The organism is Mesorhizobium sp. M7A.F.Ca.CA.002.05.1.1 (assembly GCF_003998335.1).
GTDB lineage: Bacteria > Pseudomonadota > Alphaproteobacteria > Rhizobiales > Rhizobiaceae > Mesorhizobium.
Window position 1 is genome coordinate 1 of record NZ_RZQI01000126.1, and the last position, 10,334, is coordinate 10,334.

The window sequence follows — 10,334 nt, forward strand, 5'->3', positions numbered from 1 at the left end:
TCACTGTCGCCATCGATCCGGAAAAAGGCGTCACATCGGCCGACCTGAAGGCGCTCAACGGTGCGCTGAAGCTCGACGGCGATGCTGCCAAGGACGGCGATACGCTGTTCCCGATCCTCTACAAAGCCTTCGTCGAAAAGGACATGAGCCTGCTCGAGGTCAACCCGCTGATCGTCATGAAGAACGGCCGGCTGCGCGTGCTCGACGCGAAAGTGTCGTTCGACAACAACGCGCTGTTCCGCCACCCTGACGTGCTCGAACTGCGCGACACCACCGAAGAGGACGAGAAGGAGATCGAGGCGTCGAAATACGACCTCGCCTATGTCGCGCTCGACGGCAATATCGGCTGCATGGTCAACGGCGCCGGCCTCGCCATGGCGACGATGGACATCATCAAGCTCTATGGTGCCGAGCCCGCCAACTTCCTCGATGTCGGTGGCGGCGCATCCAAGGAAAAAGTCACGGCGGCGTTCAAGATCATCACCCGGGATCCGGCGGTCAAGGGTATCCTGATCAACATCTTCGGCGGCATCATGAAGTGCGACATCATTGCCGAGGGCGTCATTGCCGCGGTCAAGGAAGTCGGACTGGAAGTGCCGCTGGTGGTGCGTCTGGAGGGCACCAATGCCGAGCTCGGCAAGAAGATCATCAACGACAGCGGCCTCAACGTCGTGTCGGCCGACGATCTCGACGATGCAGCCAAGAAGATCGTGGCGGCGGTAAAGGGCTGAGCGGATGCCTCCGCGCAAGATAAACTTGGTCGAGGCGGCGGATCAAAAGATCAAGAAGGTCTTCGATCCGCATATCGCCGGCGACGTCAACGACAGCCAGGCGAAGGTCGCCAAGTTCGGCGAGGTCTTCGATTGGCACGCGCATGACAATGAGGACGAAGCCTTCCTCGTGCTGCGCGGGCGCATCGCCATCGATTTCCGCGACGGTCCGGTCGAACTCGGCGAGGGCGACTTCATCGTCGTGCCGCGCGGTGTCGAGCACCGGCCGCGTTCGCTCACCGCGGAACCGGTCGTGCTGATGTTCGAGCCGGCGACGACGCTCAACACCGGCAATGCCAAGAGCGACCTCACGGTCGCTGACCTGAAGCGGCTCTGACCATGTTTTCCTCGATCAACGGTTTTTAGAAAAGGGCTCCCATGTCCATCCTCGTCGACAAGAACACCAAGGTGCTGGTGCAGGGCCTGACCGGCAAGACCGGTACGTTCCACACCGAGCAGGCGCTGGCTTATCACGGCACGAAAATGGTCGGCGGCATCCATCCCAAGAAGGGTGGCGAGACGTGGACCGGCGCCAAGGGTGAAAGCCTGCCGATCTTCGCCACCGTCGCCGAGGGCAAGGAAAAGACCGGCGCCAACGCTTCGGTCGTCTATGTGCCGCCGGCGGGTGCCGCCGAAGCCATCCTCGAAGCGATCGAGGCCGAGATCCCGCTGATCATCTGCATCACCGAAGGCATACCGGTGATGGACATGATCAGGGTCAAGGCCAGGCTCGACCGCTCGACCTCGCGGCTGATCGGGCCGAACTGCCCGGGCGTGCTCACGCCCAACGAATGCAAGATCGGCATCATGCCCGGAAACATCTTCCGCAAGGGCTCGGTCGGCGTTGTTTCGCGGTCGGGAACGCTTACCTATGAGGCAGTGTTCCAGACCACCAATGTCGGCCTCGGCCAGACCACCGCCGTCGGCATCGGCGGCGACCCCGTCAAGGGCACCGAGTTCATCGACGTGCTCGAGATGTTCCTCGCCGACGAGGAGACCAAGTCGATCATCATGATCGGCGAGATCGGCGGTTCGGCCGAGGAAGACGCCGCGCAGTTCCTCAAGGACGAAGCCAAGCGTGGCCGCAAGAAACCGATGGCCGGCTTCATCGCCGGGCGCACGGCGCCGGCCGGCCGCACCATGGGCCACGCCGGCGCGGTCATCTCCGGCGGCAAGGGCGGCGCCGAAGACAAGATCGCGGCGATGGAATCGGCCGGCATCAAGGTATCGCCCTCGCCGGCAAGGCTGGGCACGACACTGGTCGAGGCGATCAAAGGTTAAGGGAATAGGGGAGTAGGGCAGTAGGGAAAATAGCAGCGGCAAAAAGCGCTACTCCCCTATTCCCTTATTCCCCTACTCCCTCCAAAAACAGGAGACGGAGCCGGGCTCCGCGGACAAAAATGGCAAGACAAGATCAGGCCAACGACCAATTTTCGCTCACCTCTTTCCTTTACGGCGGCAACGCCGATTACATCGATGCGCTCTATGCCGCCTATGAAGACGATCCAGCCTCGGTCAATCCCGAATGGCAGGAGTTCTTTGCCGGGCTGAAGGACGATGCCGGCGATGTGCGCAGGAATGCCAAGGGTGCCTCATGGGCCAAGCCCTCCTGGCCGCTGCAGGCCAATGGCGAACTGGTGTCGGCGCTCGACGGCAATTGGGGTATCGTCGAGAAGACGATCGAAAAGAAAGTCAAGGACAAGGCGGTCACCAACGGCGTCGTCCTGTCCGACGCCGACGTGCATCAGGCGACGCGCGATTCGGTGCGCGCCATCATGATGATCCGCGCCTACCGCATGCGCGGCCATCTGCATGCCAATCTCGACCCGCTCGGCATCGCCAAACCGCTCGAGGACTACAACGAGCTGTCGCCGGAAAATTACGGCTTCACCGCTGCCGACTATGACCGGCCGATCTTCCTCGACAATGTGCTCGGGCTCGAATTCGGCACCATCCGGCAGATGCTGGAAATCCTGACGCGCACCTATTGCTCGACGCTCGGCGTCGAGTTCATGCATATTTCCGACCCCGAGGAAAAGGCCTGGATCCAGGCCCGCATCGAAGGTGCCGACAAGGAGATCACCTTCACCGCCACCGGCAAGAAGGCGATCCTGCAGAAGCTGGTCGAGGCCGAAGGTTTTGAGCAGTTCATCGACGTCAAGTACAAGGGCACCAAGCGCTTCGGCCTCGATGGCAGTGAAGCGCTGATCCCGGCGCTGGAGCAGATCGTCAAGCGCGGCGGCCAGCTCGGCATGAAAGAGATCGTGCTCGGCATGGCGCATCGCGGAAGGCTGAACGTGCTTTCCCAGGTGATGGCCAAGCCGCACCGCGCCATCTTCCACGAGTTCAAGGGCGGCTCGGCCGCACCCGACGAGGTCGAGGGTTCGGGCGACGTCAAGTACCATCTCGGCGCCTCGTCGGACCGCGAGTTCGACGGCAACAAGGTGCATCTGTCCCTGACCGCCAATCCCTCGCATCTGGAAATCGTCGATCCGGTGGTGATGGGCAAGGCGCGCGCCAAGCAGGATTATCTGTTCGGCCGCAGCCGCGAGGAAATCGTGCCGCTGGAAGAGCGCGCCAAGGTGCTGCCGCTCTTGCTGCATGGCGATGCCGCCTTTGCCGGCCAGGGCGTGATCGCGGAAATCCTCGGCCTGTCCGGCCTGCGCGGCCACCGCGTCGCCGGCACGTTGCATTTCATCATCAACAACCAGATCGGCTTCACAACCAATCCGCGCTTCTCGCGCTCGTCGCCCTATCCGTCCGACGTCGCCAAGATGATCGAAGCGCCGATCTTCCACGTCAATGGCGACGATCCGGAAGCCGTGGTGCACGCCACCAAGGTGGCGATCGAATTCCGCATGAAGTTCCACAAGCCTGTTGTGGTCGACATGTTCTGCTACCGCCGCTTCGGCCACAATGAGGGCGACGAGCCGGCCTTCACCCAGCCGATCATGTACCGCAACATCCGCACCCACAAGACGACCGTGCAGATCTACGGCGACCGGCTGATCGCCGAGGGTCACCTCACCCAGGCCGAGCTCGACCAGCTCAAGGCCGACTGGCGAGCGCATCTGGAATCCGAGTGGGAAGTCGGCCAGCACTACAAGCCCAACAAGGCCGATTGGCTCGACGGCGCCTGGTCTGGCCTGCGCACGGCCGACAACCAGGACGAACAAAGGCGCGGCAAGACCGCCGTGCCGGTCAAGACGCTGAAGGAAATCGGCAAGAAGCTGACCGAGGTGCCGAAGGATTTCGAGGCGCACAAGACGATCATCCGCTTCCTCGAAAACCGCCGCCAGGCGATCGAGTCGGGCGAAGGCATCGACTGGTCGACGGCCGAGGCGCTGGCCTTCGGCGCCATCCTGCTCGACGGCAATCCGATCCGCCTGTCGGGGCAGGATTCCGAACGCGGCACCTTCTCGCAGCGCCATTCCGTGCTCTACGACCAGCGCGACGAGACCCGCTATATCCCGCTCAACAATCTGTCTGCCGCTCAAGCCGGCTACGAAGTCATCAACTCGATGCTGTCGGAAGAGGCGGTGCTGGGCTTCGAATATGGCTACAGCCTTGCCGAGCCGAAGGCGCTGACCTTGTGGGAAGCGCAGTTCGGCGATTTCGCCAACGGTGCCCAGGTGGTGTTCGACCAGTTCATCTCTTCGGGTGAACGCAAGTGGCTCAGAATGTCGGGCCTCGTCTGCCTGCTGCCGCATGGCTATGAAGGCCAGGGTCCGGAACATTCTTCGGCCCGGCTCGAACGCTTCCTGCAGCTTTGCGCCGAAGATAACATGCAAGTGGCCAACTGTACGACGCCGGCCAACTACTTCCACATATTGCGCCGGCAGCTGAAGCGCGACTTCCGTAAGCCGCTGATCCTGATGACGCCGAAGTCGCTGCTGCGCCATAAGCGGGCGGTGTCGACGCTGCCGGAAATTTCGGGCGAAAGCTCGTTCCACCGATTGCTGTGGGACGATGCGCAGCTGCTTTCCGGCCAGGCGATCAAGCTGACCAAGGATTCGAAGATCCGCCGCGTCGTGCTGTGTTCGGGCAAGGTCTATTACGACCTCTACGAGGAGCGCGAGAAGCGCGGCATCAACGACATCTATCTGCTGCGCGTCGAGCAGCTTTATCCGTTCCCGGCCAAGGCGCTGATCACCGAACTGTCGCGTTTCCGCAATGCCGAGATGGTGTGGTGCCAGGAGGAGCCCAAGAACATGGGCGCATGGTCGTTCATCGACCCCTATCTGGAATGGGTGCTGGCGCATATCGATGCCAAGCATCAGCGGGTGCGCTACACCGGCCGTCCGGCCGCCGCCTCGCCGGCGACCGGACTGATGTCGAAGCATCTCGCCCAGCTCGCCGCCTTGCTCGAAGACGCGCTCGGCGAATAGAGAAGATCTGGGCGAATAACAGAACCGAAAGAAAACGGACAGGCACAATGGCTACCGAAATCCGCGTTCCCACTCTCGGCGAATCCGTCACCGAAGCGACCATCGGCAAATGGTTCAAGAAGGTCGGCGACGCGATCGTCGCCGACGAGCCGCTGGTCGAGCTCGAGACCGACAAGGTGACGGTGGAGGTGCCTGCCGCCGCCGCTGGAACCTTAAGCGAAATCACCGCCAAGGAAGGCGAGACGGTCGGTGTCGGTGCGCTGCTCGGTTCGATTTCGGCAGGTGGCGCTGCCGCCGCGCCAGCGACCAAGCCGCAGGCGGTGTCGCAGGCCTCGTCGCCGGATGCGGCATCGACCGGCAAGCAAGCCGCGGCCGAGACCGCCAAGATCGCCGGCGATGCCGGCCCGGTCGAGCCGCGCACCATGCCACCGGCACCGGCCGCAGCGAAACTGATCGCCGAAAGCAATCTCTCGGTCGACCAGATCTCCGGTTCGGGAAAGCGTGGCCAGGTGCTGAAAGGCGACGTGCTCGACGTCATCTCCAAGGGTGCGCCGTCGCAGCCGGCGGAGACGCCGAAGGCGGCACCTGCACCGGTTGCCGTGCGCGCGCCGTCCTCGGGCGACGACGCTTCGCGCGAGGAGCGCGTGCGCATGACCAAGCTGCGCCAGACCATCGCGCGCCGCCTCAAGGAAGCGCAGTCGACCGCAGCCATGCTGACCACCTTCAACGAGGTCGACATGTCAGCGGTGATGGCACTGCGGACCAAGTACAAGGATGTGTTTGAAAAGAAGCACGGCGTGAAGCTCGGCTTCATGGGCTTCTTCACCAAGGCCGTGACACACGCGCTGAAGGAGATCCCCTCGGTCAATGCCGAGATCGACGCCACCGACATCATCTTCAAGAACTATGCCCATATCGGCGTCGCCGTCGGCACCGAAAAGGGCCTGGTTGTGCCGGTCGTGCGCAATGCCGACCAGATGTCGATCGCCGAGATCGAAAAGGACATCGGCCGGCTGGGCATCGCCGCGCGCGACGGCAAGCTGTCGGTCGCCGACATGCAAGGCGGGACGTTCACCATTTCCAACGGCGGCGTTTACGGGTCGCTGATGTCGACGCCGATCCTCAACGCACCGCAGTCGGGCATTCTGGGCATGCACAAGATCCAGGACCGGCCTGTGGTGGTCGGCGGCCAGATCGTGATCCGGCCGATGATGTACCTGGCGCTCAGCTACGATCACCGCATCGTCGACGGCAAGGAAGCGGTGACCTTCCTGGTCCGCGTCAAGGAAAGCCTGGAGGATCCGGAACGGCTGGTGCTCGATCTGTGAGCAAGGCCAACCGCCCCGTGAGCGGCTGGCTGGAACGGTTCGGGTTCAAACTGGGCCGGGCCGCGGGCGGCGCGCAGCGGACTTTTCGGCGCAGTATTTTCTGGCTTGGCTTGTCCACTGCTGTTCCTTCGCTGGCAATCGCCGCCGGATGGAATCCGGCAAAGGTGAGCAGCAACCTCGGCATCTTTGCCCTTAGTGACGTGCAATTGGCGGAGCGGAAGATAACCGTCACCCCGATCGGCCAACTCGAATTGCCGACGGGCGAGATTATGGCCTGCGATCCTCTGGTCACAGGCGATGACTGGCCAGCATTGAGCCGCAAGGTCAAACCTGGAAGTTATCCGGTTTCTCTGTTCGAGGCCCAGGGACGTGTGGCAGCAGCGTTCCTTCGGCTCCGCCCAGGCACGCCGGTCCGCTGGGAACTGGCGACCTTGCCAGACCAGGACGTGTCGACCCTGAAGGACGACGAAATGTTCGGCTACCCCGTCGAAGCCGGCCTTGGCTCTTTCATGGACAAGACGGCGATGGCGCTGATGTCGGCCGAACAGGACAAGCTCAAGGCCGACGAGAATTACTATGACGACGTGCTGGCCGCCGAATTCGCACCCAACCAGGACAGGTTCGTCATGCATCATCCGGTTGCCGGCAACCCGCTCAACATCGCGATGTTCTGGAGCGGCTGGGGTGATGGATTTTATCCGTCATTCTGGGGACTGGACGCAGCAGGCGAGCCGTTGTTGCTGCTGACCGATTTCGGCGTGCTGGAAAACGCCGATGGCCGCGAGAGCAAGTAGGTCGCGCTGATGCAAAGCGTCCTATCGCCCACTATCCGATGTGCAGCCGGGATGCTGGCCGTGTTGTTCACCGACTCTGCCGCAAATGCCGCCTGCCCGATAGAACTCGCCGTCTATGGCGACGCCCAGAGCGGCAGCGAAATCGATTTCACGCCGACCGGCACCTCGGCGACGGTCACCAATACGTTCCGCATGATCCTCGACAACAGTGTGGTGCTCAACGGCATCGTCATGTGGAACGAGGGCGTGTCGCGGCCGAACGGCGCGCTGATGTACAAATGCCCCGAGGGCGACGTCACCGGCGAGGAGCTTGCCGCCTGCACGCCCTGGCATGGCGTCATCTACACGGCGGATGACAAGGGCAACATCGGGCTGCTGCCGGCCGAAGGTGTCGAAGCGCCGAAGACGCTGATCCTGCCGGATCTCGGGCCAGCGTTGCGCCAATCCAGTGCCTATGGCGGCAGCGGGTTTTCGAAAGTGCCGGGGGATGTGTTTGCCTTGAAGGGATGCCAGGAATGAGCGGGACGCAAAAGGTGCTGCTGGTCACCGGCGGCAGCCGCGGCATCGGCGCGGCGATCTGCCGGTTTGGATCGAAGGCCGGCTACAGGGTCGCGGTCAACTACGCTGCGAATCAGGACGCCGCCGATGCACTGGTCGCGGAGATCGAGGCTGCCGGCGGCGAGGCTTTTGCGGTCAAGGGCGATGTCGGCAGCGAGGCCGATATCGTGGCCATGTTCGAGGCCGTCGACCACGCCTATGGACGGCTCGATGCCTTCGTCAACAATGCCGGCATCGTCGACGTCAAGGCGCGCGTCGACGAGATGGACGTTTCGCGGCTGGAGCGCATGATGCGCGTCAATGTCGTCGGCTCGTTCCTCTGCGCCCGTGAGGCGGTCAAGCGCATGTCGACCCGCCATGGCGGGTCGGGCGGGTCCATAGTCAACATCTCGTCGGCGGCAGCGACATTGGGCTCGCCGGGCGAGTATGTCGATTATGCCGCCTCCAAGGGCGCCATCGACACCTTCACCATCGGGCTCGCCCGCGAGGTGGCGCTGGAAGGCATCCGCGTCAATGCGGTGCGCCCTGGCATCATCGACACGGATATCCACGCTTCCGGCGGGCAGCCGGACAGGGTGGAGCGGTTCCGCGACCTGCTGCCGATGAAAAGAGCCGGTACAGTGGCTGAAGTCGCCGGCGCGGTTCTCTATCTTCTCTCCGACGCCGCGTCCTATACGACAGGCGCGATCCTGAATGTAAGCGGCGGCCGCTGAGCGCTCTCAAGCAGATCGAGCAGGATGTTATCCGAAAACCGCGTCACACGGCATCATGCTCAAACAGAAGGACAGTATCATGGCTTATGACGTCGTTATCATCGGATCGGGACCGGGCGGCTATGTCTGCGCCATCAAGGCGGCGCAGCTCGGGCTCAGGGTCGCGGTGGTCGAGAAGAACGCGACCTTCGGCGGTACCTGCCTCAACATCGGCTGCATCCCTTCCAAGGCGCTGCTCCATGCCTCCGAGATGTTCGCCGAGGCCGGTCACTCCTTCGACACGCTCGGCGTCGAGATATCGGCGCCGAAATTGAACCTGAAGAAGATGATGGCGCACAAGGATGCGACGGTGTCGTCGAACGTCAACGGCGTCGCCTTCCTGTTCAAGAAGAACAAGATCGACAGCTTTCGCGGCACTGGCAAGGTGGTCGCGGCAGGCAAGGTGTCGGTGACGGCTGAGGACGGCAAGGTCGAGGAGATCGAGACCAGGAACATCGTCATCGCCACCGGCTCGGATGTCGCCGGCATTCCCGGCGTCAAGGTCGACATCGACGAGAAGGTGATCGTGTCGTCGACCGGCGCTTTGTCGCTTGATAAGGTTCCCGGCCATCTGGTGGTGGTCGGCGGCGGTGTCATCGGGCTCGAGCTCGGCTCGGTGTGGGCACGGCTCGGCGCCAAGGTCACCGTGGTCGAATTCCTCGACACCATCCTGGGCGGCATGGACGGCGAGGTTTCCAAGCAGTTCCAGCGCTTGCTTTCAAAGCAGGGTTTCGAGTTCAAGCTCGGCGCCAAGGTCACCGGTGTCGCCAAGGCCAAGAAGGGTGCGACCGTCACCTTCGAGCCGGTCAAGGGCGGCGCCGCCGAGACGATCGAGGCCGATGCCGTGCTGATCGCCACCGGCCGCCGCGCCTATGCCGACAGTCTCGGCCTCGGGGAAGCCGGCGTCGAGGTCGACGAGCGCGGCCGGGTCAAGACCGATGGCCATCTCAAGACCAATGTCGCGGGCATCTATGCCATCGGCGATGTCATCGCCGGGCCGATGCTGGCGCACAAGGCCGAGGACGAGGGCGTGGCGGTGGCCGAAACCATTGCCGGCCAGGCCGGCCACGTGAACTATGACGTCATTCCGAGCGTCGTCTACACCAGCCCGGAAATCGCCTCGGTCGGCAAGACCGAGGAAGAGTTGAAGAAGGCCGGCATCGACTACAAGGCCGGAAAATTCCCGTTCAGCGCCAATGGCCGGGCGCGCGCCATGCTGCACACCGACGGTTTTGTGAAGATCCTCGCCGACAAGACGAGCGACCGCGTACTCGGCGTGCATATTGTCGGCTTCGGCGCAGGCGAGATGATCCACGAGGCGGCGGTGCTGATGGAATTCGGGGGCTCGTCTGAGGATCTCGCCCGCACCTGCCACGCGCATCCGACGATGTCGGAGGCGATCAAGGAGGCGGCGCTGGCAACGTTCTTCAAGCCGATCCACATCTAAAGGCACTATCCTCGGTCAAGCCCGAGGGTGACGAACGTAGCGATCCCTACAAAACGGCCCGCCTTTCGGCGGGCCGTTCGTATTTGATATCGAGCCGATCAGTTGGCCGGTGCAGGCGCTGGGGCCGGTGCCGGAGCCGGTGCAGGCGCTGGTGCCGGGGCAGGCGCCGGTTCTGCAGGCGCCGGAGCAGGCGCGGGTGCTGGCGCAGGTTCGGCCGGCTTCATCGGTTCGGCCGGTGCCGGTGCGGGCGCCGGTGTGCTGGCCGCCGGCGGCTCGGCGGGTGCCGGGTGGTCACCG

Annotated in this window: 10 protein-coding genes; all 10 read left to right on the forward strand. The window is 63.3% G+C overall.

What is annotated here, in order from left to right; translation table 11 throughout:
• A partial coding sequence (locus tag EN939_RS09240; protein WP_442919527.1) for a succinate--CoA ligase subunit beta occupies positions 1-731 on the forward strand: 731 nt, incomplete at its 5' end.
• 4 nt (positions 732-735) lie between these two features.
• Entirely contained in the window at positions 736-1,107 is a 372-nt protein-coding gene (locus EN939_RS09245; RefSeq protein ID WP_127267774.1) for a cupin domain-containing protein, read from the forward strand.
• A 41-nt stretch (positions 1,108-1,148) separates the two neighbouring features.
• Positions 1,149-2,051 carry a succinate--CoA ligase subunit alpha gene (gene sucD / locus EN939_RS09250; protein WP_063173365.1) on the forward strand — a complete coding sequence of 301 codons (903 nt, stop codon included), beginning with the start codon at positions 1,149-1,151 and terminating at the stop codon, positions 2,049-2,051.
• A gap of 119 nt (positions 2,052-2,170) precedes the next feature.
• Entirely contained in the window at positions 2,171-5,158 is a 2,988-nt protein-coding gene (locus EN939_RS09255) for a 2-oxoglutarate dehydrogenase E1 component (protein WP_127267775.1), read from the forward strand.
• A gap of 47 nt (positions 5,159-5,205) precedes the next feature.
• Complete coding sequence (gene odhB, locus EN939_RS09260; protein WP_127267776.1) at positions 5,206-6,486, forward strand: 2-oxoglutarate dehydrogenase complex dihydrolipoyllysine-residue succinyltransferase; 1,281 nt, start codon at positions 5,206-5,208, stop codon at positions 6,484-6,486.
• Positions 6,487-6,581: 95 nt separating this feature from the next.
• Positions 6,582-7,280, forward strand: a complete 699-nt coding sequence (locus EN939_RS09265; RefSeq protein ID WP_164748784.1) for a DUF4241 domain-containing protein — start codon at positions 6,582-6,584, stop codon at positions 7,278-7,280.
• Between the two features lie 51 nt (positions 7,281-7,331).
• Positions 7,332-7,799 carry a hypothetical protein gene (locus tag EN939_RS09270; RefSeq protein ID WP_236382951.1) on the forward strand — a complete coding sequence of 156 codons (468 nt, stop codon included), beginning with the start codon at positions 7,332-7,334 and terminating at the stop codon, positions 7,797-7,799.
• Positions 7,796-8,551 (forward strand): SDR family oxidoreductase, encoded by a 756-nt coding sequence (locus tag EN939_RS09275; protein ID WP_127267778.1) that lies wholly within the window; start codon positions 7,796-7,798, stop codon positions 8,549-8,551. The genes EN939_RS09270 and EN939_RS09275 overlap by 4 nt, the downstream gene beginning before the upstream one ends.
• A 55-nt stretch (positions 8,552-8,606) precedes the next feature.
• Positions 8,607-10,037 carry a dihydrolipoyl dehydrogenase gene (gene lpdA / locus EN939_RS09280; protein WP_329608532.1) on the forward strand — a complete coding sequence of 477 codons (1,431 nt, stop codon included), beginning with the start codon at positions 8,607-8,609 and terminating at the stop codon, positions 10,035-10,037.
• A gap of 102 nt (positions 10,038-10,139) precedes the next feature.
• A partial coding sequence (locus tag EN939_RS38540) for a hypothetical protein (protein ID WP_206528277.1) occupies positions 10,140-10,334 on the forward strand: 195 nt, incomplete at its 3' end.